The organism is Bordetella pseudohinzii, assembly GCF_000657795.2.
GTDB classification, from domain to species: Bacteria; Pseudomonadota; Gammaproteobacteria; order Burkholderiales; family Burkholderiaceae_B; genus Bordetella; species Bordetella pseudohinzii.
In genome coordinates this window covers 241,468-261,782 of the sequence record NZ_JHEP02000002.1, presented here as the reverse complement: position 1 = coordinate 261,782, position 20,315 = coordinate 241,468, and the positions used below count along the sequence as shown (strand labels likewise).

The following is a 20,315-nucleotide window of genomic DNA, read 5'->3' as shown; positions in this document are numbered from 1 at the left end:
GGTCAGCGCGCCAGGAAAAGAAACAGGGTGGGCTGCTTGTCCAGGTCCGGCGGCGCCTCCTGCTTCCATTGCGCCACCGTGCGGGTCTTGACCCATTCGCGGTCGGTGGACAGCGAGCGGGCCACGCACAGGCGCGTGTCGCCGCGCAAGGCGGCCAGCAGCGTGCCGAACATCGCCATATTGCGATAGGGGGTTTCGATCAGCATCTGGGTCTGGTCGTGGCGGGCGGAGTGCTGTTCCCAGGCGCGCAACTGCTTGGCGCGCTCGGCCGGTTCCACGGGCGCATAGCCATGAAAGGCAAAGCGCTGGCCGTCCAGGCCGCTGGCCATCAGCCCCAGCAGGATGGAAGAGGGGCCCACCCAGGGTTTGACGGCATAGCCCAGCCGATGGGCCACGGCGGCCACCTTGGCGCCGGGATCGGCGACCGCGGGGCAGCCCGCCTCGGAAACCAGGCCGATCTCCTTGCCGGCCTTGATGGGAGCCAGCCAGGCTTCGATCTGGCGCTCGTCGGCCTGGTCATTAAGCGTGTGGATGGTGATTTCCTGCAGCGGGCGCTCGGTGCCGACCAGCTTCAGGAAGGCGCGCGCCGTCTTGGCGTTTTCGGCGATATAGCAATCCAGCCGCCCGGCCAGGGCGCGGACCTCGGCCGGCAGCCAGCGTTCGACAGGCGCTTCGCCCAGGCCCACGGGGATCAGGTGCAGCGCGCCGCTCATGCGGCATCCCCCAGCGGCGGCAGGCCAAAGCGGGTCAGCATGCCCGTCAGGGCGATCAGCGGCAGGCCGATGATGGCGGTGGGGTCATCGCTTTGCATGCTTTCCATGAGGGCGATGCCCAGGCTTTCGGCTTTGGCGCTGCCTGCGGTATCGTAGGGTTCTTCGGCGCGCAGGTAGGCATCGATGGCCGCGTCCGTCAGTTTGCGGAACTTGCAGTACGTGACGATGTCAGTCTGTTCGGTGCGCTGCCCGTCGGTGACGGCCAGGGCGCTGTGGAACTCGACCATGCGTCCCGATAATTGCCGCAGCTGGGCTTGGGCCCGGGCGAAGTCGCCGGGCTTGCCTATGGGCTGGCCATCGACCGTGGCGACCTGGTCGGAGCCGATGACCACGCAGCCGGGGCGCTGGCTGGCCACGGCCAGGGCCTTGGCGACGGACAGGCGCAGCGCCAGCGCGGCCGGCGCCTCGCCGGGATGTGGCGTTTCATCCACATCGGGAGAAATGCTCTCGAAGGGCAGGCGCAGGCGCTCAAGCATGGCGCGCCGATAGCGCGAGCTGGAAGCAAGAATGAGACGTGGGGACTGGGGCATGCGATATTTGACGGTAATCTCTAAGTCACGGTATTATCTAACGTTTTGCGGCGATTTTGCTGTGTGTTGACGCCCCGCCTGGCTTTTTTGGCCTGCGATTTTGGCTTTAGGTGGGGCGGGGCATCGCTTGGCCGCTCAGAAATTATGGTCGATCCTGTAGACAAGGCGGTAGTGAAGACGTCGGCTGGCAATGCCGTCATCGTGGATGCGTATGCCATGGCCCGGCAGGGCCAGCAGGCATCCGGCGAAGTCGCGCTGGTGCGCCTTGCGCGCTTCATGGAGGGCTTGCCCGAGCAGGCCGCCGGTGAAGCGGGCCTGGCCCGGTGGGCCGCGGCCGGCGAGATCGGCAAGGGCACGGGCAAGACGGGCGGCGTCATCGCCGGCCAGCCTCTGCTGCGCTTGCACATCAAGGCCAATCCGGTCTTGATCTGCCAGCGTTGCAACGCGCCCTTCGTCTATCCGGTGGATGCCACCGCGGTGCTGCAGCTGGTTGAGTCGGAAGATGATCTGGACGACGAGCTGGCTGATCTGCAGGACGCCCAGGAAGCAGGTTTGGATTTTGCGGCCGACGTGCCTGAAAAGGTCGTGGGTTCGCATCGTTTCGATCTATTGGCCCAGATCGAGGATGAGCTCATCTTGAGCATTCCGTATGTGCCCCGCCATGAAGTCTGTCCGGAGTCCTCCGTACAGGCAGCGGGGAAAAAGGCCGCTTCGGATGACGCATCGCAGGCATCCGAAGTCAAGCGTCCGTCGCCGTTCGCGGTGCTGGAACAACTGAAGCGCAAGAATTGAAATCAACTCGGGCGGCATTCGCGTACAATGCGGCCCGTTTCTAGGAGTCATCATGGCTGTTCAACAAAACAAGAAGTCCCCGTCCAAGCGCGGCATGCACCGCTCGCATGATTTTCTGGTGAACCCGCCGACGGCCATCGAGCCCAACACGGGCGAAACGCATCTGCGTCACCACATCAGCCCCAACGGTTTCTACCGCGGTCGCAAGATCCTGAAGACCAAGGCTGACGAATAAGGCCTGTCGGCCGAACTCGTAAACCGGACCGTTTCGGCTGATTGCTGACCTGGCACCCGTGATACGCATCGCTATAGACTGCATGGGCGGGGACTACGGTCTGCCCGTTACCATACCGGCCGCGCTCGAGTTCGCCCGGCAATATCCGGATACCCGGCTGTTGCTGGTCGGGCAACCCGACGCGATCGAAGCCGCGTTGGCCGAACACCGTTCGGCCCCGCGTGACCGTCTCGAAATCGTTGCCGCCTCCGAGGTCGTCACTATGGACGACCCCGTGGAGGTGGCCTTGCGCCGCAAAAAAGACTCGTCCATGCGACTGGCCGCCCAGGCCGTCAAGGACGGTCGGGCCGACGCCTGCGTGTCGGCCGGCAATACCGGCGCCTGGATGGCGATTTCCCGTTATGTGCTCAAGACGCTGGACGGCATAGACCGCCCGGCGATCGCGACGTCCATCCCCAACCAGACCGGCGGCGCCACCACGGTGCTCGATCTGGGGGCCAATGTCGACTGTACGGCAGAGCATCTGCTGCAGTTCGCCATCATGGGCGCCGCGCTTGCGCAAGCCGTCGATCATCTCGAAAGCCCCACCGTGGGCCTCTTGAACATCGGCGAGGAAGTCATCAAGGGCAACGAGGTGGTGAAAGAAGCCGCCGAGCTGCTGCGCGCCAGTCCGCTCAACTTCCGCGGCAACGTGGAAGGCGACGACATTTTCAAGGGCACGGTGGACGTGGTCGTCTGCGACGGCTTCGTCGGCAACGTCGTGCTCAAATCCGTCGAAGGGCTGGCGAAGATGCTATCCAGCGTCATTCGCGAAGAATTCAAGCGCAACTTCATCACGCTGCTGGCCGGCGCCGTGGCTACGCCGGTCCTGAACCGGCTGCGCCGGCGCGTCGACAACCGCCGCTATAACGGCGCGGCCTTGCTGGGCTTGCGTGGCGTGGTGATCAAAAGCCATGGCTCGGCGGACGCCTATGCCTATGGTTTTGCGCTGCAGCGCGCGCGTGAGGCCGTCGCCAGCAGGCTGCTGGAACGCACGGCCCAGACCGTGGCTCAGATCACGGAGCGCGTCCAACTGAACGAGGCTGCCGCGAACAATGCCGCGGCTGCGGGGGGCACCGTTTGATGAGCAAGGCAATGAAATATTCGGTCATCGCAGGTTCGGGGGGCTATCTGCCCGAGCGTGTCGTGTCCAACGACGATCTGGCGGCCGAACTGGCCAAGCGCGACATCCAGACCTCGGATGCGTGGATCGTCGAGCGCACGGGCATCCGCCAGCGTCATCTGGCCGAGCGCGGCGTGACCACCAGCATGCTGGCCACCGAGGCCGCGCGGCGCGCGATGGCGGATGCCGGCGTCGGGCCCGCCGACCTGGACCTGATCATCGTGGCGACCTCCACGCCGGATTTCGTCTTCCCGAGCACGGCCTGCCTGGTGCAGGCCAATCTTGGCGCCAAGGGCGGCGCGGCGTTCGACGTGCAGGCCGTGTGCAGCGGCTTCGTGTACGCGCTGACCACGGCGGACAGCTTCGTGCGCACCGGGCGCGCCCGGTGCGCGCTGGTGATCGGCGCCGAAGTGTTCTCCAGCATCCTGGACTGGAACGACCGCAGCACCTGCGTGCTGTTTGGCGACGGCGCTGGCGCCGTCGTGCTCAAGGCGGCCGACGAGCCCGGCATCCTGGCCGCGCAGCTGCATGCCGATGGGAGTCAGACCAAGATCCTTTGCGCCGCGGGCAACGTCGCCTACGGCGAAGTGACGGGCGACCCCTTCCTGCGCATGGACGGCCAGGCGGTGTTCAAGCAGGCTGTCACGGTCCTGGACCGCTCTGCGCGCGACGTGTGCGCCGAAGCGGGCATGACCATCGACCAAGTCGATTGGCTGGTTCCGCACCAGGCCAACGTCCGCATTCTCAATTTTCTCGCGCGCAAGCTCAACGTGTCGACCGACCATGTCGTGGTCACCGTTGACCAGCACGCCAATACTTCGGCGGCCAGCGTGCCGCTCGCCCTGGATGTGGCGCGCCGCGACGGCCGCATCAAGCCCGGCCAGCACGTCTTGATGCAGGGCGTCGGCGGCGGCTTCACCTGGGGCTCGGTGCTGGCCCGCATGTAGCGCGGCCGGGCGCCAGCCCGCCGCGCGGTTCGATAACGAAGAGAGATCACGGACCACCATGAAACTCGCATTTGTGTTCCCCGGCCAAGGTTCCCAATCCGTCGGCATGATGGATGCATGGGCAGGCAATGCCGCCGTGGCCGATGTGCTGGCCCGCGCCGGCCAGGCGCTGGGCCAGGATCTGGCCGCCCTGATCGCGCAGGGACCCGCCGAACAGCTCAATCTCACCACCAATACCCAGCCGGCCATGCTGGCCGCGGGCGTGGCCTGTTTTGCTGCCTGGCGCGACGCCGGCGGCCCGCTGCCCGCGGTCATGGCCGGCCACAGCCTGGGCGAATACGCCGCGCTGACCGCCGCCGGCGCCCTGGCGCTTGAGGACGCCGTGCGCCTGGTGCGCATCCGCGCCGACGCCATGCAGGCCGCCGTGCCGGTGGGCACCGGGGCCATGGCGGCCATCCTGGGGCTGGACGACGACACCGTGCGCGCCGTGTGCGCGCAGGCCGGCCAGGGCGAAGTGGTCGAGGCCGTTAATTTCAATGCGCCGGCCCAGGTCGTGATCGCCGGCCACAAGGCCGCCGTCGAGCGCGCCTGCGAGGCCGCCAAGGCGGCGGGCGCCAAGCGCGCGCTGCTGCTGCCGGTGTCGGCGCCGTTTCACTCCAGCCTGCTCAAGCCGGCTGCCGAGGTGCTGGCGCGCGCGCTGGCCGGGGCCGCGGTGCAATCGCCCCAGGTTCCGGTCATCAACAACGTGGACGTGGCCGTGCAGTCCGACCCCGCCGCCATCCGCGATGCGCTGGTTCGCCAGGCATGGCATGCGGTACGCTGGGTCGAAACCCTGCAGGCCATGAAGGCCCAGGGCGTGACCCACGTGATCGAATTCGGCCCGGGCAAGGTCCTGACCGGCCTGACCAAACGCATCGACGGCGATCTGACCGGCCTGGCCGTGACCGATCCCGCCTCGCTGCAAGCCGCGCTGGCGCTCATCAAGGGAAATTGAGCATGGAACACACCACGAAAGACCTGGAAGGCAAGATCGCGCTGGTGACCGGCGCCACCCGCGGCATCGGCCGCGCCATCGCCCAGGAACTGGCCGCCCGCGGCGCCAAGGTCGTCGGCACGGCCACCTCCGAAGCCGGCGCCGCGTCCATCACCGAGGCCCTGGCCGCCAGCGGCGGCCGCGGTGTCGTGCTGAACGTGACGGATGCCGCCGCGGTGGACGCCCTGATCGACGAACTGGGCAAGGAGGGCGGCGGCCCCCATATCCTGGTCAACAATGCCGGCATCACGCGCGATACGCTGGCCATGCGCATGAAGGACGACGACTGGGGTTCGGTGATCGACACCAACCTGAGCGCCGTTTTCCGCCTGTCGCGAGCCGTGCTGCGCAACATGATGAAGGCCCGCTGGGGCCGGATCATCAATATCACCTCCGTGGTGGGCTCGGCGGGCAATCCCGGCCAGGCCAATTACGCCGCCGCCAAGGCGGGCGTGGCCGGCATGACGCGCGCGCTGGCCCGCGAACTGGGCAGCCGCAACGTCACGGTAAACTGCGTGGCTCCCGGCTTTATCGACACCGATATGACGCGGGTGCTGGGCGAAGAACAGACCGCGGCCCTTTTGCAACAGATTCCGCTGGGCCGCCTGGGCGCCCCGGCTGATATCGCCAATGCGGTCGGCTTCCTGGCCAGTCCCTTGGCGGGTTACATTACAGGTACGACCCTGCACGTCAACGGCGGGATGTACATGCAATAAACGCGGCATCCTGGCCCGGCCCCTAGGGCTGGCCAGCCTGCCGTTCCGACACCCGCAGGCCCTGCGTTCCGGTTGTTCCGGAAGCCGCGGCCCGGCCCCACCGCCCTCTGGCGGGAGAGGCCGATGAAACGCGGTGTTATTTTTCTCACGGCCCGGCGTTTGCATTCCTCAACGCTTGGCTATAATTCGCGGGATTTTTCCCAATTGGAGATCTGCATGGAAAGCATCGAACAGCGCGTCAAGAAGATCGTCGCTGAACAACTTGGCGTGAACGAAGCCGAGATCAAGAACGAGTCCTCCTTCCTTGACGACCTCGGTGCCGATTCGCTCGACATGGTCGAGCTGGTCATGGCCCTCGAAGACGAATTCGAGACCGAGATCCCCGACGAAGAGGCCGAAAAGATCACGACCGTGCAACAAGCGATTGACTACATCAATTCGCACGGCAAGCAGTAATCAGCGCAAGCCTATCTATCCCGCGTCTTCGGACGCAGGGAGTCAGGGCGGTTTTGGGTATTGCCGTGCAGTCTGCGCGGGGAGGCATCCGGCCGGGTTGGCCCGGTGATCCCGCGTGGTTTGCGGGGCCAGCCAAAAACCGCCTTTACTTTGTCTGTTTGAGGAGTCATCCGTGAAGCGACGTGTCGTCATCACCGGCTTGGGCATCGTTTCCCCCGTGGGCAACGATGTGGCCACCGCTTGGGACAATATCGTCAACGGACGTTCTGGCATTGGCCGTATCACGCGATTCGATCCGTCGGCCCTGACCACCCATATCGCGGGCGAGGTCAAAGGCTTTGACGTCACGCAGTATGTCCCGTCCAAGGAAGCGCGCCAGATGGATACCTTTATCCATTATGGCGTGGCCGCCGGCGTGCAGGCCTGGCGCGATTCCGGTCTCGTGGCCACCGAAGAGAACGCCGACCGCATCGGCGTGATTGTCGGGTCGGGCATCGGCGGTCTGCCGCGCATCGAAGAAACGCAGACGGATCTGCTGGCCAAGGGCCCGCGCCGTATTTCGCCCTTCTTCGTGCCGGGTTCGTTGATCAACCTGATTTCCGGCCATCTGTCCATCATGTTTGGCCTGAAGGGCCCGAGCTATGCGGTCGTCTCCGCATGCACCACGGGTCTGCACAGCATCGGCGACGCGGCCCGCCTGATCGAATACGGCGATGCCGACGTGATGATCGCCGGCGGCGCCGAGTCGACCGTCTCGCCCCTGGGGATAGGTGGTTTCGCGGCCATGCGGGCGCTGTCCACGCGCAACGACGATCCGACCACGGCCTCGCGCCCCTGGGATCGCGATCGCGACGGTTTCGTGCTGGGCGAGGGCGCCGGCGTGCTGGTGCTCGAAGAGTACGAGCATGCCAAGAAGCGCGGCGCGCGCATTTATGGCGAGTTCGTCGGCTATGGCATGAGTTCGGACGCGCACCACATCACCGCGCCCGACAAGGACGGCCCGCGCCGCGGCATCGTCAATGCCTTGCGCAACGGGGCGATCAACCTGGAAGACGTCGATTACGTCAATGCGCACGGCACTTCCACGCCCCTGGGCGACAAGAACGAAACCGATGCCCTCAAGCTGGCCTTCGGCGAGCATGCGCGCAAGCTGGTCGTGAACTCCACCAAGTCCATGACCGGCCACCTGCTGGGCGCGGCGGGCGGCATCGAGGCCGTGTTCACGACGCTGGCGCTCTACAACCAGATCTCGCCGCCCACCATCAATATCTTCAATCAGGACCCCGAGTGCGATCTGGACTATTGCGCCAATGAAGCTCGCCAGATGAAGATCAATGTTGCGCTGTCCAATTCCTTTGGCTTTGGCGGGACCAACGGTTCGATGGCCATTCGCCGGATTTGACATTGGGCCTGGGCCAAGCGTGGCATTTCGAGGCGTCCGCCGGCCTGCCGGCGGACGCCCGCTGGCCCGTCCTCGGGCCGGTGCTTCTCGCGGCCATGGCGGGCATGGCCCAGCCCTGGCTGCTGCCGGCCTTGCCGCTAGCCTTGCGCCAGCCCCGCCGGCCCGTGCGGGCCTTGCGCGTCCACCCCGACCCCCGTTATTGGCAGGCGCGCCGCGCCGGCAGCTGGCAGCCCGTCCGCCTGCGGCGCGCGGTTCGCCATCGGAGCCATATGGTCCTGACGCTTGAGCCGCATGGCCGCAATTGTGTTACAAACAGCACGATCAGCTGCACCGTCTGGCCACAAAATATGTCGCCGGATCAGTGGCGGCGCCTGGGCGTGATGGCTGGGGTCGCCGGGAGCAGGGCGGCATTTCGCAAAGGGGCGTCATGAGCGAACGCGACGTCGACGCCGAACTTGTCGCGCGTGTGCAACGCGGTGACAAGAAAGCATTCGACCTGCTGGTCCTGAAGTACCAGCGCAAGATCCTGCGCCTGCTGGCGCGGATGATCCGCGACCCGGCCGAGATCGAGGACGTGGCGCAGGAGGCTTTTATCAAGGCGTATCGGGCGCTGCCGCAGTTCCGGGGCGAAAGCGCCTTCTACACCTGGCTTTACCGTATCGCCATCAATACCGCCCGCAATTGGCTGGCTTCGTCGGGGCGCCGCCCCAGCGCGCCCAACGCGATTGAGACGGAAGACGGTGAAACTTTTAACGAAACCGACAACCTAACCGATATAAGCACGCCGGAAGCCATGTTCGCCAGCCGCGAAATTGCCGAGACGGTCAATGCGGCCATCGAGGAATTGCCCGAGGAGCTGCGGACGGCTATCGTCCTGCGTGAGATCGAAGGTATGAGTTACGAAGACATCGCCCAGAGCATGGACTGCCCCATCGGCACGGTTCGCTCCCGCATTTTTCGCGCGCGGGAAGCGATCGCCAATCGGTTGCGTCCCCTGCTTGACACCGATGCCGAGCGTCGCTGGTAAGGAGTGGCAGTCATGCAAACAGCAGCCAAGTCCGTGATCGCCGAGGCCTCATTCGAGGAATCGGTTTCCGCCTGGATGGATGGCGAAGGGTCAGAGGACTTTTTACAACAACTGGTGTCCCCCCAAGGCCGCAAGACCTGGGACAGCTATCACCTGATCGGCGATGCGCTGCGCAGCGCCGACCTGGTGATCCATCCGAGCAAGGACTTCCAGGCCCGCCTGTCGCGGGCGCTGGACGCCGAATTGCCCATCGTGGCCGCGCCCCGCCGCCGCTCCCACCTGCGCCTGGGCCTGTCCGGCCTGGCCGTGGCGGCCGCCGTGGCGACCGTGGTCTGGGTGGCCCAGCCCTATGTGTCGTCCGGACCGAGCCCGTCGGCGCCGGTGCTGGCCGATGCCAGCCGCGACGATCCGGGCCTGCGCGATTATCTCGAAGCCCATCGCCAGATGGCCGGCCCCAGCGCCGTGCGACAGGTCTCGTTCGAGACCGGAGCGCGCTGATGGCACGGTGGCAGGACATGCGCGCGGACAAGCGCATGGCGTGGCGCCAAAGACAATGGGCCGGCATGGCTGCCCTGGCGCTGTGCAGCATGCTGGCCTGGCATGGCGCGGTGCGCGCCGCGCCCGAAGCGGATCCGGTCCAGCTGCTGGCCAATATCCAGCAGGCCGCGCGTTCGCAGGATTACGCCGGCGTCTTCATGTATCAGCAGGGCGACATCATCCAGTCTTCGCGCCTGGTGCACATCATCGATGGCACCGGCGAGCGCGAGCGCCTGGAGATCCTCGATGGCCAGCCGCGCGAATACCTGCGGCACAACGAGGATGTGCAATGCCTCATCCCGGAGCACAAGACCGTCCTGCTGGAGCGGCGCCGCGGCGACCGCTTCCCCGGCCTGCTGCTGGGCGACCCCAAGGACCTGGCCAGCCACTACGTCGTGCGCGCCGAGACCAAGCTGCACCGGGTCGCCGACCGCCAGTGCCGGCTGATCACCATCGAGCCGCGTGACAGCCTGCGCTATGGCTATAGGTTGTGCGCCGATGTCGATACCAATCTGCTGCTCAAGGCCCAGACCATGGACGGCCGGCGCGGCGTGGTCGAACAGGTCTCCTTCACCTCTTTGCGCGTGGGCGGCGAGGTCGACGCGCGCCTGCTCAATTCGCGCTGGAACACCCGCGATTGGCGGGTGGTGGAGTCCGACATGAAGCCGGTCGACCTGGCCGCCCAAGGGTGGCGCATCCCCGCGCCCGAGGGCTTCGTGGCGGTGATGCAGGTCGCGCGGCAGATCGGCAAGGGAACGGTTAGCCAGGTTGTGCTGTCAGATGGCTTGGCGGCGATCTCCGTGTTCATCGAACCTTATGACGGATCTCGCCACCAGCATCCGCCTGCTGGGCTCGTCCAGCGTGGCGCCATCAACATCTATGGAACCCGCATTGCGGACTATTGGATGACGGTGTTGGGCGAGGTCCCCGCGGCGACGCTGGAGAGTCTGGCTCAGGCCACGGAGTACGTGCCCGTATCGTCGTCCAAATAAGAAACCTGCAAAAGGTCAGGGGTCTTTCCGGAGCTCTCATATGAAAAAAACTGAATCGTCGACGCTTTATATCCGGCGCCTGTTTGCCGCCTTGATGATGGGTTCGGCACTGACGCTGGCGCAGGCCCCCATGGTGGCCCACGCGCAGACACCGGTGGCGGGGGGCGTGCTGCCCGACTTCACCGCCATCGTCGAGAAGGCCGATGCCGCCGTGGTCAATATCCGCACCACGGCGACCGTGCCGGTGCGCGGCGGCCCTGGCGGCAGCGGCGATCCCTACGAATTGTTCCGCTGGTTCTTCGGCCCGGATTTCCAGCCGCCGGGCCCGGCTCCCGGCCAGCGCCGGCAGCAGCCCCAGCCTGAGGAGCGCACCGTGCCGCGTGGCGTGGGTTCGGGCTTCTTCATCTCCGATGACGGCTACATCATGACGAACAACCACGTCATCAGCGATGCGGCCGACATCATTGTCACGCTGACCGACGGGCGCGAGTTCAAGGCCAAGGTCATCGGTTCGGACGAGCGCACCGATGTCGCCCTGATCAAGATCGACGCCAAGGGCATGACGGCCTTGCCGATCGGCGACACCAAGAAACTCAAGAAAGGCCAATGGGTGCTGGCCATCGGCTCGCCCTTCGGCCTGGACTCCACCGTGACCTCGGGCATCGTCAGCGCCATCGGCCGCGATACCGGCGAATACCTGCCTTTCATCCAGACGGATGTGGCGGTCAACCCCGGTAACTCGGGCGGCCCGCTGCTGAACATGCAGGGCGAGGTGGTGGGCATCAACTCGCAGATCATTTCGCGCAGCGGCGGCTTCATGGGCATCTCGCTGGCGATTCCCATCGACGAGGCCATGCGCGTGGTGGATCAACTGCGCGCCACCGGCAAGGTCACGCGCGGCCGCATCGGCGTGCAGATCGGCGAAGTCGGCAAGGAAGTCGCCGACGCCATCGGGCTGCCGCGCGCCGAGGGCGCGCTGGTGAGCAGCGTCGAGCCCGACGGCCCCGCCGACAAGGCCGGCGTGCAGCCGGGCGACGTGATCCTCAAGTTCAATGGCCAGGCCATCAAGCGTTGGTCGGACCTGCCGCGCATCGTGGGCGACACCAAGCCGGAGACCTCGGGCAAGCTGGAAGTCTGGCGCAAAGGCAAGACCGTCCCGCTGGAGGTCAAGGTCGGCGAGCTGAAATCCGAGCAGACCGCCGCGGCCGGCAAGGGCGGCAAGGAAGCCGCTCCGGCGGTGGACAACCACCTGGGCCTGAGCGTGACCGATGTGCCCGCCGATATGCAGCGCAAGCTGCGCATCAAGGGCGGGGTCCTGGTGCGAGCCGCCGAAGGGGCCGCGGCCTCGGCCGGCCTGCAAGAGGGCGACATCGTGCTGGCGGTCAACGACGCCGATGTGATCAATGCCGGCCAGTTCGCCAAGGTGGTGGGCAAGCTGGACAAGGGCAAGACCGTGGGCCTGCTGGTTCGCCGTGGCGACCAGACCCAATGGGTAGCGGTACAGCCTTCCAGCAAATAAAGGCCAAGACCGGCTAAAATGCCTGGTTGCCGCAAGAGGGGGCGCATGGCGCCCCCTCTCATTTTGGCCGCCCCCGCCTGGCGGGCCCGCGCCGCCGCGCTTTGCGGCTCCCGGTCTGTGCTACGTCCCTTTTATAATTTCCTCTATGCAGCATATCCGTAACTTTTCCATCATTGCCCACATCGACCATGGCAAATCGACGTTGGCCGACCGCCTGATCCAGCGCTGCGGCGGCCTGGCGGCTCGTGAAATGTCGGCCCAGGTGTTGGACTCGATGGATATCGAGCGCGAGCGCGGCATTACGATCAAGGCGCAGACGGCGGCCTTGCAGTACAAGAGCCAGGACGGCAAGGTCTACAACCTCAACCTCATCGACACCCCGGGACATGTGGACTTCTCGTATGAGGTCAGCCGCTCGCTGTCGGCCTGCGAGGGCGCGCTGCTGGTGGTCGACGCCTCGCAGGGCGTCGAGGCGCAGACCGTGGCCAACTGCTACACCGCCATCGATCTGGGCGTGGAGGTGCTGCCTGTCCTGAACAAGATGGACCTGCCGCAGGCCGATCCGGATGGCGCGCGCCAGGAGGTCGAGGATGTCATCGGCATCGACGCGACCGACGCCGTGCTGGCCAGCGCCAAGACCGGCATGGGCATCGACGAGATCCTGGAGATGGTCGTCGCCCGCGTGCCGCCGCCCAAGGGCGACCCGGCCGCGCCGCTGCAGGCGCTCATCATCGATTCCTGGTTCGACAACTACGTGGGCGTCGTGATGCTGGTGCGCATCGTCAATGGCGTGCTGCGTCCCAAGGACAAGATCCTGCTCATGGCCTCGGGCGCCACCCATCTATGCGAACAGACGGGGGTGTTCACGCCCAAGTCGCAGGCCCGGCCGCAGCTCTCGGCCGGCGAGGTCGGCTTTGTCATTGCCGGCATCAAGGAACTGGCCCATGCCAAGGTGGGCGACACCATCACCCTGGCCGGCAAGCCGGCCGCCGAGCCGCTGCCGGGCTTCAAGGAAGTCAAGCCGCAGGTGTTCGCCGGGCTGTACCCGGTCGAGAGCTCCGAGTATGACCAGCTGCGCGACTCGCTCGAAAAGCTCAAGCTCAATGACGCGGCGCTGATGTTCGAGCCCGAAGTCTCCCAGGCGCTGGGCTTCGGTTTCCGTTGCGGCTTCCTGGGTCTCTTGCACATGGAAATCGTGCAGGAGCGCCTGGAGCGCGAGTTCGACATGGACATCATCACCACCGCGCCCTCGGTGGTCTACGAGGTCCAGGAGCGCGATGGCACGGTGCTGACCATCGAAAGCCCTTCGCGCATGCCGGAGGTCGGCAAGATCGCCGATATCCGCGAGCCCATCGTCAAGGTCACCCTGTTCATGCCGCAGGAGTATGTCGGGCCCGTCATGACGCTGTGCAACAACAAGCGCGGCACGCAGATCAATATGACCTACCACGGCCGGCAGGTGCATCTCACCTATGAAATCCCGCTGGCCGAGATCGTGCTGGACTTCTTTGACCGCCTGAAGTCGGTTTCGCGCGGCTATGCCTCCATGGACTATGAATTCCTGGAGTACCGCTCGGCCGATGTGGTCAAGGTGGACCTGCTGATCAATGGCGACCGGGTCGATGCCCTGGCCATGATCGTGCACCGCTCCAATGCGCGCTATCGCGCCCGCGAGGTGGTGTCGCGCATGCGTGAACTCATCCCGCGCCAGATGTATGACGTGGCCATCCAGGCCGCCATCGGCGCCGAGGTGATCGCCCGCGAAAACGTCAAGGCCTTGCGCAAGAACGTGCTGGCCAAGTGCTACGGCGGCGACATCACCCGCAAGAAAAAGCTGCTGGAAAAGCAGAAGGCGGGCAAGAAGCGCATGAAGCAGGTCGGCACGGTGGAAATTCCGCAAGAAGCCTTTCTGGCCATTCTGCAAGTCGAAGACAAGTAGCAACCGTATAGGCGGTAGAAACAATGAGCTGGAATTTCGCCCTCATCCTTTTCGTGCTGTTGATCCTGACTGGCGTCATCTGGGCGCTGGATCTGCTGGTCTTGCGCAAGGCGCGCCAGCGCCGCGCGCATGCGGCCGCCGAGCAGGTCAAGGCCGCCGGCATCGAGGATCCGGCCGAGGCCGAGCGGCGCCGCCAGGAGGCGGTCGACCAGGCCAGCAAGATGCCGTGGTGGGTCGAGTATGCCGTGAGTTTTTTCCCGGTCATCCTCTTTGTGTTCGTGCTGCGCTCCTTTGTGGTCGAGCCTTTCCGCATCCCCTCGGGCTCGATGCTGCCCACGCTGCAATCGGGCGACCTCATCCTGGTGAACAAGTTCGGCTATGGCATCCGCCTGCCTGTCATCGACAAGAAGGTGATCGAGCTGGGCTCGCCGCAGCGCGGCGATGTGGTGGTGTTCCGCTACCCGGTGGATCCCGATGTGGATTACATCAAGCGCATCGTGGGATTGCCCGGCGACGAGGTCGCCTACCTGGATAAAAAGCTCTACGTCAATGGTCAATTGGTGACGCATGTGCGCGACGGAGACTATTTCGAGCCGGACCGGGTTTCGTATATTGCCCAATATAAAGAGAAGTTGGGCGACGTTGAGCACAAAATCCTGCTGGATGAGAACAAATTCCAGGATTACGGCCCAATCTGGAAATTTCCCCACCAGGACAACTGCCAGTACCTGCGCAATGGAGTACGCTGCAAAGTACCCGAAGGCCAGTATTTCGCCATGGGCGACAACCGCGACAATAGTGCCGACAGCCGCTACTGGGGTTTCGTGCCTGACAGTAATATTGTGGGTAAGGCATTCTTTGTCTGGATGAATTTTGGCGACTTGAGCCGCATAGGCCGTTTTCACTGATAGTCATGTCCCTAGCCACGCTGGAAACCCGCCTTGGTCACCACTTCGGTGACCAAGCCTTGCTTGAGCAGGCGCTCACACACCGCAGCCACGGTGCGCGCCACAACGAGCGGCTGGAGTTTCTGGGCGACTCCGTGTTGAACTTCGTCGTCGCGGCCATGCTGTTCGAGCGCTATGCCAAGCTCGACGAAGGCGATCTGTCGCGGGTGCGCGCGAACCTGGTCAAGCAGGCCTCGCTGGCCGACATCGCGCAGCGCCTGGACCTCTCGCCCTATCTGCGCCTGGGCGAGGGCGAGCTCAAGAGCGGCGGTTTCCGCCGCCCGTCCATCCTGGCCGATGCGGTCGAGGCCTTGTTCGGCGCGGTCTTCCTGGACGCCGGCTTCGACGCCGCGCGCAAGGTGGTCGAACGCCAGTACCAGCCCGTGCTGGCCAGCGTGGATCCGCAGACCCTGGGCAAGGACGCCAAGACCTTGCTGCAGGAATTCCTGCAGGGCCGCAAGATGGCCCTGCCTGTCTATACCGTCGTGGCCACCCATGGCGCGGCCCACAGCCAGCAGTTCGAGGTGGAGTGCGCCATCCCGGCCCTGGAAATCAAAGTGACGGCCCCAGGCGCGAGCCGCCGCGCCGCCGAGCAATCGGCCGCCAAGCTGGCCCTGGAGGCCGCGCAGGCGGTCAGCCCGCGTGCGGCGCGCAAGAGCGGCCGCGCGCGCAAGACCGCGCAACTGTCGCTGCCCGTGGCAGTGGCTCAAGAGGTTAAATGAGTTCCCAAGCTTTCCGTACCGGTTTCGTGGCCATCGTCGGCCGCCCCAATGTGGGCAAGTCCACGCTGACCAATGCCCTGATCGGCTCGAAGATCTCCATCGTCTCGCGCAAGGCGCAGACCACCCGGCATCGCATTCATGGCGTGCTCACGCGCGAGCATGAGCAATTCGTTTTTGTCGATACGCCGGGTTTCCAGACCCGCCATGGCGGCGCGATGAACCGCATGATGAACCGCGTCGTGACGCAGGCGCTGGCCGACGTCGACGTGGTGGTGCATGTGGTGGAGGCCGGCAAGTGGTCGGACGGCGACGCCAAGCTGCTGCCCTTGCTGCCCAAGCCCGAGCGCACCATCCTGGCCATCAGCAAGATCGATGCCCTCAAGAGCCGCGACGAACTCTTTCCCTTCGTGGCAAAGATCATGGCCCAGCACCCCTATGGGGCGGTCGTGCCCGTGAGCGCCACCAAGAACCAGCAGCTCGATCAACTGCTCGACGAAATCGCGCAACGCCTGCCGGAAGGCGAGCCCATGTTCGAAGAGGACACGCTGACCGATCGTTCCATGCGCTTTATCGCCGCCGAACTGGTGCGCGAGAAGATCTTCCGCCTGGTGGGCGATGAGCTGCCCTATGGCTGTACGGTGGTCATCGAGCAATGGGAGGAGACCGACGCCCATGCGCGCATCGCCGCCTGTGTCGTGGTCGAGCGCGACAGCCATCGCCCCATCCTCCTGGGCGCGGGCGGGCAGCACATGAAGCGCATCGCCACCGAGGCCCGCCAGGATATCGCCAAGCTGCTGGACAAGCCGGTGCACCTGGAGGTGTATATCAAGGTGCGCAAGGGCTGGTCGGATCGCGAAGGCGCTTTGCGCGATCTGGGCTATGAGTAAGCGCGCTCAGCGCGTTCACGACAATCGTGCCTATATGCTCCACGCCACGGCGTGGCGCGAGACTTCCCTCATCGTCCAGGCGTTTTCGCGTGACCACGGCTGCGTGGCCGTGGTCGCCAAGGGCGCCAAGCGTCCGTATTCCGTGCTGCGGCCGGTGCTGTCCGCCTTCCAGCCGCTGCTGATGTCCTGGACCGGCGGCGGCGAGGTCAAGACCTTGACCCGCGCCGAAGTGGCGGGCGTGCATCCGCTGGGCGGCGCTGCCTTGATGTCCGCCTGGTATATGAACGAGCTGCTGTTGCGGCTCTTGCCGCGCGAAGACGCCCATCCGCTATTGTTCGACGCCTATGAAACCGCTTTGCAGCAGCTGGCGGGCGGCTCGCGCGCGGCCGGCGCCCTCAGGCGCTTCGAATGGATATTGCTGCGCGAAACCGGCTATGGGGTCGATGAAAGCGAGCCCGATTTCAATGATCCGCGCATCGAGCCGGAGCTGCGGCGCGATTTGCGCGAACGCCTGGAAACCCATCTGGTTGGGCGCCCGCTTGCGACGCGGCGCGTGCTGATGGATTTGCAGCGCCTCTGAGATCCGAAAAAAAAACCCGCCAGCGAGGGCGGGTGGGCAAACATGCCCGCATGGCGGGCATGCGCGTCGACTTTATTCGCGGTTGCCGCCGAAGATACCCAGCAGCATCAGCAGGTTGGAGAAGACGTTGTAGACGTCCAGGTAGATGGCCAGCGTGGCGGACACGTAGTTGGTCTCGCCGCCGTTGACCACGCGCTGCAGGTCCACCAGCATGAAGGCCGAGAAGATGACGATGGCCAGCACGGAGATGGTCAGCATCAGGGCCGGCATCTGCAGGAAGATATTGGCCAGCGCGGCCACCAGGATGACCACGGCGCCCGTGAACAGCCACTTCTGCATGTTGGACAGGTCGCGCTTGATGGTGGTGGCCAGCGTCGCCATGGTGCCGAAGACCACGGCCGTGCCGCCAAACGCCGTCATCACGAGCTGCGAGCCGTTGCCCATGCCCAGCACGAAGCCGAGCAGGCGCGACAGCATGATGCCCATGAAGAAGGTGAAGGCCAGCAGCAGCGCCACGCCCAGCGAGCTGTTCTTGTTTTTCTCGATGGCGAACATCAGGCCGAAGGCGCCGACCAGGAAAATGATGGCCGACATGCCAGGGCTTGCGCCCATGACGCGGTTGATGCCGGTGTACAGGCCGACGGCGGCGCCCAGCACGGTAGGAATCAGGGACAGGGCGAGCAGCCAGTAGGTGTTGCGCAAGACCTGGTTGCGGACGACCTCGCCCGGCGCGCCGGCGAGCTGGCCGGAACGATTGAAAGGGGACGGACGGTATTCGTTCATGTGGACTCCTGTTTGGCGAAAGTTTCGCCAGATGACACTTAGAGTAAAAGCATACCTGACAGTTCCCTGAAAAATCCAGTTCGGGAAACCGCGAGACTCAGCCCGGGCGCAGGCGCCGCAGGGCGCGGTCGACGATGGCCGGCAGTTCGGCCTCCAGGCGCGCGCGCATGTCGGCGGCGGCCTGGGCGGCGGCCTGTTCGATGGCCTGTTCGAGCTCGGCCTGCAGCAAGGCGCGCAATACGGTGTCCGAGGCGGCCTCGGGGACGGCGGCCTGAGCGGGCGCTTCGTGGCGCTCGGTGAGGACGGGGATGCCGGGATCCGAAAAAGGGGCAGACATGATGTGAGGAAAAAACCGTCAGGCGCCGCGGCTCAGGTCATGGCTTTGCGGCGTGTGCCCGGCGGCGACGTAGTCGCGCCAGCGCGCGCGCGCGGCAGCCTTGTCGGCGGCGTCGTCGGAGACGATCTCCAAAACCCGCGTGAAACCATCGTAATGGGGCGGGCAGGCGTCGTCCAGATTGAGCAGCCAGGCATCGGGCGCCAGCGCGGCGGCCTGCCGGGGATCGGTGGCGGTGAGCACGACGGGCGTGTCGGCGGCCAGGGCGTCGCGCGCCAGCACATGGGGGACGAATGCCGTGTCGTCAAAGGCCCAGAGCATGCGGTCAAAGGCCGACAGGCGGTTGCCGTCGGCGCAATAGACGATAAGCCGCTGGCCCGCCAGATAGCGCTTGCGGGCGGTCTGGCAGGCCGCCCGCAGACGGTCCGGGGCGCCAAAGGCGAAATCGATCCGGGTCATGCGGGCCGGCCTTGCCTCAGGCATTCAGGTTGAGCAGATATTGCATCAGCAGGGGCACGGGGCGGCCGGTGGCGCCCTTGTCCTTGCCGCCGCGCCAGGCCGTGCCGGCGATGTCCAGGTGGGCCCAGGGATAGGCCTTGGTGAAGCGCGACAGGAAGCAGGCGGCGGTGACCGCGCCGGCCTGGGGACCGCCGATATTGGCGATGTCGGCGAAGTTGGACTTCAGCTGCTCCTGGTAGGCGTCGTCCAGCGGCATGCGCCAGGCGGTGTCCTGGGCCTGGCGGCCGGCGGCCAGCAAGGCCTCGGCCAGGGCGTCGTCCTTGGAGAACAGGCCGGTGTTGACGCTGCCCAGGGCAACCACGCAGGCGCCGGTGAGCGTGGCGATGTCGATCACGGCCGAGGGCTTGAAGCGTTCGGCATAGCTGAGGGCATCGCACAAGACCAGGCGGCCTTCGGCGTCGGTATTGAGGATCTCGATGGTCTGGCCCGACATGCTGGTGACCACGTCGCCCGGTTTGTTGGCCTTGCCGCTGGGCAGGTTTTCGCAGGCGGCGACCAGGCCGACGACTTCCAGGGCCGGGGCCAGTTCGCCCAGGGCGCGGAAGGTGCCCAGCACGCTGGCCGCGCCGCACATGTCGTACTTCATTTCGTCCATCGTGGCGGCGGGCTTGAGCGAGATGCCGCCGGCATCGAAAGTGATGCCCTTGCCGACCAGCACGACGGGGCCGGCGGCTGCCTTGCCCTTCTTGGCCGCGGCCGACTTGCCGTTATAGCGCAGCACGATGAAGCGCAGCGGCTCTTCGGAGCCGCGCGCCACCGACAGGAAGGAGCCCATGCCCAGGGCCTCGACCTGCTTGCGGTCCAGGACCTCGACCTTGATCAGGCTCTTGAAGTCGCGGGCCAGCTTGCGGGCGGTGTCGCCCAGGTAGGAGGGCGTGCAGACATTGCCCGGCAGATTGCCCAGCGTGCGGGTCAGCTCCATGCCGTTGGCGATGGCGGCGCCTTCGCGCAGGCCCAGCTGGGTCTGCGCGGTGTCGGCGCGCTCGACGACCTGGATGATCTTCTTGAGCTTGGGGCGGGCGTCGCGGTCGGGCTTGCCGAAGGTGGCGTCGTAGTGATAGGCGGCCTGGCCGGCGGCGATGGCCGCGGCGCGGGCGCGGTCGCGCACGCTGGCGTTTTCGAGCGGCAGCGAGACCAGGGTGGACACGCCCTCGGTCAGCTGCGCGGCCACGCAATAGGCGGCGAAGGCCTGTTCGGCGCCGGCATGGGCGCGGGCGTTGTATTCTTCCTGTTTACCCAGGCCGACCAGCACGATGCGCTGGGCCGACACGCCGGCCAGATTGCGCAGCACCAGGGTGGCGCCGGCGCGGCCGCGGAACTCGGTTTTGGTGACGGCGCGGATGGCGCCATTGCTCGCGCGATCGATCGTGTCGGCGGCGGGGCCGAGCACGCCATCGGCGTACACGCCCACGGCCAGCGCCGAGGTCTTGATCTGATGCAGGGAAGCAGTGGTCTGTGTGCTAAATTCCATGAAGATTTCCCG

At 65.7% G+C, this 20,315-nt stretch carries 23 protein-coding genes; 17 read left to right on the top strand and 6 right to left on the bottom strand.

Annotated elements, in window-relative coordinates; translation table 11 throughout:
- Positions 1-2: 2 nt before the first annotated feature.
- Positions 3-713, bottom strand: a complete 711-nt coding sequence (locus L540_RS03400) for an SAM-dependent methyltransferase (protein ID WP_043212616.1) — start codon at positions 711-713, stop codon at positions 3-5.
- Positions 710-1,303, bottom strand: coding sequence for a Maf-like protein (locus L540_RS03395; protein ID WP_043212620.1), 594 nt, complete (start codon positions 1,301-1,303; stop codon positions 710-712). Before L540_RS03395 ends, L540_RS03400 begins: the two co-directional genes overlap by 4 nt.
- Positions 1,304-1,447: 144 nt before the next feature.
- On the opposite strand from L540_RS03395, the gene L540_RS03390 reads away from it, so the two are divergent.
- From L540_RS03390 to recO, 17 genes are all read left to right on the top strand, one after another.
- Positions 1,448-2,095, top strand: coding sequence for a DUF177 domain-containing protein (locus L540_RS03390; protein WP_043212622.1), 648 nt, complete (start codon positions 1,448-1,450; stop codon positions 2,093-2,095).
- 52 nt (positions 2,096-2,147) lie between these two features.
- Entirely contained in the window at positions 2,148-2,330 is a 183-nt protein-coding gene (gene rpmF, locus L540_RS03385) for a 50S ribosomal protein L32 (RefSeq protein WP_029578708.1), read from the top strand.
- A 58-nt stretch (positions 2,331-2,388) separates the two neighbouring features.
- Positions 2,389-3,453: a phosphate acyltransferase PlsX gene (gene plsX, locus L540_RS03380; RefSeq protein ID WP_043212626.1), complete on the top strand. Its 1,065-nt coding sequence runs from the start codon at positions 2,389-2,391 to the stop codon at positions 3,451-3,453.
- Positions 3,453-4,439 carry a beta-ketoacyl-ACP synthase III gene (locus L540_RS03375; protein ID WP_043212629.1) on the top strand — a complete coding sequence of 329 codons (987 nt, stop codon included), beginning with the start codon at positions 3,453-3,455 and terminating at the stop codon, positions 4,437-4,439. Before plsX ends, L540_RS03375 begins: the two co-directional genes overlap by 1 nt.
- Positions 4,440-4,497: 58 nt before the next feature.
- Entirely contained in the window at positions 4,498-5,433 is a 936-nt protein-coding gene (gene fabD / locus L540_RS03370; protein WP_043212630.1) for an ACP S-malonyltransferase, read from the top strand.
- A 2-nt stretch (positions 5,434-5,435) separates the two neighbouring features.
- Positions 5,436-6,188, top strand: a complete 753-nt coding sequence (gene fabG, locus L540_RS03365; protein WP_043212632.1) for a 3-oxoacyl-ACP reductase FabG — start codon at positions 5,436-5,438, stop codon at positions 6,186-6,188.
- 216 nt (positions 6,189-6,404) lie between these two features.
- The gene (gene acpP, locus L540_RS03360) at positions 6,405-6,644 is read left to right on the top strand and encodes an acyl carrier protein (RefSeq protein WP_003813816.1); all 240 of its coding nucleotides are present in this window, start codon (positions 6,405-6,407) and stop codon (positions 6,642-6,644) included.
- 172 nt (positions 6,645-6,816) lie between these two features.
- On the top strand, positions 6,817-8,046 hold the full coding sequence (gene fabF / locus L540_RS03355; RefSeq protein ID WP_043212634.1) for a beta-ketoacyl-ACP synthase II: 1,230 nt from the start codon (positions 6,817-6,819) through the stop codon (positions 8,044-8,046).
- A 427-nt stretch (positions 8,047-8,473) separates the two neighbouring features.
- On the top strand, positions 8,474-9,073 hold the full coding sequence (gene rpoE / locus L540_RS03345; RefSeq protein WP_005012194.1) for an RNA polymerase sigma factor RpoE: 600 nt from the start codon (positions 8,474-8,476) through the stop codon (positions 9,071-9,073).
- A gap of 12 nt (positions 9,074-9,085) precedes the next feature.
- Positions 9,086-9,571 (top strand): sigma-E factor negative regulatory protein, encoded by a 486-nt coding sequence (locus L540_RS03340; RefSeq protein WP_043212638.1) that lies wholly within the window; start codon positions 9,086-9,088, stop codon positions 9,569-9,571.
- The gene (locus L540_RS03335) at positions 9,571-10,602 is read left to right on the top strand and encodes a MucB/RseB C-terminal domain-containing protein (RefSeq protein ID WP_043212640.1); all 1,032 of its coding nucleotides are present in this window, start codon (positions 9,571-9,573) and stop codon (positions 10,600-10,602) included. The genes L540_RS03340 and L540_RS03335 overlap by 1 nt, the downstream gene beginning before the upstream one ends.
- Positions 10,603-10,642: 40 nt before the next feature.
- Positions 10,643-12,121, top strand: coding sequence for a DegQ family serine endoprotease (locus tag L540_RS03330; RefSeq protein ID WP_043212642.1), 1,479 nt, complete (start codon positions 10,643-10,645; stop codon positions 12,119-12,121).
- A gap of 145 nt (positions 12,122-12,266) precedes the next feature.
- Positions 12,267-14,060, top strand: coding sequence for a translation elongation factor 4 (lepA, locus tag L540_RS03325; protein WP_043212644.1), 1,794 nt, complete (start codon positions 12,267-12,269; stop codon positions 14,058-14,060).
- Between the two features lie 23 nt (positions 14,061-14,083).
- Positions 14,084-14,968, top strand: a complete 885-nt coding sequence (lepB, locus tag L540_RS03320) for a signal peptidase I (protein ID WP_043212646.1) — start codon at positions 14,084-14,086, stop codon at positions 14,966-14,968.
- Positions 14,969-14,973: 5 nt separating this feature from the next.
- Entirely contained in the window at positions 14,974-15,729 is a 756-nt protein-coding gene (gene rnc, locus L540_RS03315) for a ribonuclease III (protein ID WP_043212648.1), read from the top strand.
- Positions 15,726-16,616: a GTPase Era gene (gene era / locus L540_RS03310; RefSeq protein ID WP_043212650.1), complete on the top strand. Its 891-nt coding sequence runs from the start codon at positions 15,726-15,728 to the stop codon at positions 16,614-16,616. Before rnc ends, era begins: the two co-directional genes overlap by 4 nt.
- The gene (gene recO / locus L540_RS03305) at positions 16,609-17,196 is read left to right on the top strand and encodes a DNA repair protein RecO (protein WP_043212652.1); all 588 of its coding nucleotides are present in this window, start codon (positions 16,609-16,611) and stop codon (positions 17,194-17,196) included. The genes era and recO overlap by 8 nt, the downstream gene beginning before the upstream one ends.
- A 72-nt stretch (positions 17,197-17,268) precedes the next feature.
- Here recO and L540_RS03300 read toward each other — a convergent pair whose 3' ends face one another.
- From L540_RS03300 to L540_RS03285, 4 genes are all read right to left on the bottom strand, one after another.
- Positions 17,269-17,979 (bottom strand): Bax inhibitor-1/YccA family protein, encoded by a 711-nt coding sequence (locus L540_RS03300; protein ID WP_043212654.1) that lies wholly within the window; start codon positions 17,977-17,979, stop codon positions 17,269-17,271.
- A 97-nt stretch (positions 17,980-18,076) separates the two neighbouring features.
- Positions 18,077-18,316 (bottom strand): hypothetical protein, encoded by a 240-nt coding sequence (locus L540_RS03295; protein WP_043212656.1) that lies wholly within the window; start codon positions 18,314-18,316, stop codon positions 18,077-18,079.
- An 18-nt stretch (positions 18,317-18,334) separates the two neighbouring features.
- Entirely contained in the window at positions 18,335-18,772 is a 438-nt protein-coding gene (locus L540_RS03290; RefSeq protein ID WP_043212658.1) for a DNA polymerase III subunit chi, read from the bottom strand.
- A 16-nt stretch (positions 18,773-18,788) separates the two neighbouring features.
- Positions 18,789-20,303, bottom strand: coding sequence for a leucyl aminopeptidase (locus tag L540_RS03285; protein WP_043212661.1), 1,515 nt, complete (start codon positions 20,301-20,303; stop codon positions 18,789-18,791).
- Positions 20,304-20,315 lie beyond the last annotated feature (12 nt).

Excerpts from the sequence above, each read along its gene's own strand:
- rnc (WP_043212648.1), top strand. The coding sequence starts at position 14,974 with ATGTCCCTAGCCACGCTGGAAACCCGCCTTGGTCACCACTTCGGTGAC.
- L540_RS03390 (WP_043212622.1), top strand. The coding sequence starts at position 1,448 with ATGGTCGATCCTGTAGACAAGGCGGTAGTGAAGACGTCGGCTGGCAAT.
- L540_RS03295 (WP_043212656.1), bottom strand. The coding sequence starts at position 18,316 with ATGTCTGCCCCTTTTTCGGATCCCGGCATCCCCGTCCTCACCGAGCGC.
- L540_RS03375 (WP_043212629.1), top strand. The coding sequence starts at position 3,453 with ATGAGCAAGGCAATGAAATATTCGGTCATCGCAGGTTCGGGGGGCTAT.
- fabD (WP_043212630.1), top strand. The coding sequence starts at position 4,498 with ATGAAACTCGCATTTGTGTTCCCCGGCCAAGGTTCCCAATCCGTCGGC.
- L540_RS03300 (WP_043212654.1), bottom strand. The coding sequence starts at position 17,979 with ATGAACGAATACCGTCCGTCCCCTTTCAATCGTTCCGGCCAGCTCGCC.
- era (WP_043212650.1), top strand. The coding sequence starts at position 15,726 with ATGAGTTCCCAAGCTTTCCGTACCGGTTTCGTGGCCATCGTCGGCCGC.
- lepB (WP_043212646.1), top strand. The coding sequence starts at position 14,084 with ATGAGCTGGAATTTCGCCCTCATCCTTTTCGTGCTGTTGATCCTGACT.
- L540_RS03340 (WP_043212638.1), top strand. The coding sequence starts at position 9,086 with ATGCAAACAGCAGCCAAGTCCGTGATCGCCGAGGCCTCATTCGAGGAA.
- L540_RS03330 (WP_043212642.1), top strand. The coding sequence starts at position 10,643 with ATGAAAAAAACTGAATCGTCGACGCTTTATATCCGGCGCCTGTTTGCC.
- L540_RS03395 (WP_043212620.1), bottom strand. The coding sequence starts at position 1,303 with ATGCCCCAGTCCCCACGTCTCATTCTTGCTTCCAGCTCGCGCTATCGG.
- rpoE (WP_005012194.1), top strand. The coding sequence starts at position 8,474 with ATGAGCGAACGCGACGTCGACGCCGAACTTGTCGCGCGTGTGCAACGC.
- acpP (WP_003813816.1), top strand. The coding sequence starts at position 6,405 with ATGGAAAGCATCGAACAGCGCGTCAAGAAGATCGTCGCTGAACAACTT.
- lepA (WP_043212644.1), top strand. The coding sequence starts at position 12,267 with ATGCAGCATATCCGTAACTTTTCCATCATTGCCCACATCGACCATGGC.
- L540_RS03285 (WP_043212661.1), bottom strand. The coding sequence starts at position 20,303 with ATGGAATTTAGCACACAGACCACTGCTTCCCTGCATCAGATCAAGACC.
- L540_RS03290 (WP_043212658.1), bottom strand. The coding sequence starts at position 18,772 with ATGACCCGGATCGATTTCGCCTTTGGCGCCCCGGACCGTCTGCGGGCG.
- recO (WP_043212652.1), top strand. The coding sequence starts at position 16,609 with ATGAGTAAGCGCGCTCAGCGCGTTCACGACAATCGTGCCTATATGCTC.
- L540_RS03335 (WP_043212640.1), top strand. The coding sequence starts at position 9,571 with ATGGCACGGTGGCAGGACATGCGCGCGGACAAGCGCATGGCGTGGCGC.
- L540_RS03400 (WP_043212616.1), bottom strand. The coding sequence starts at position 713 with ATGAGCGGCGCGCTGCACCTGATCCCCGTGGGCCTGGGCGAAGCGCCT.
- rpmF (WP_029578708.1), top strand. The coding sequence starts at position 2,148 with ATGGCTGTTCAACAAAACAAGAAGTCCCCGTCCAAGCGCGGCATGCAC.
- fabG (WP_043212632.1), top strand. The coding sequence starts at position 5,436 with ATGGAACACACCACGAAAGACCTGGAAGGCAAGATCGCGCTGGTGACC.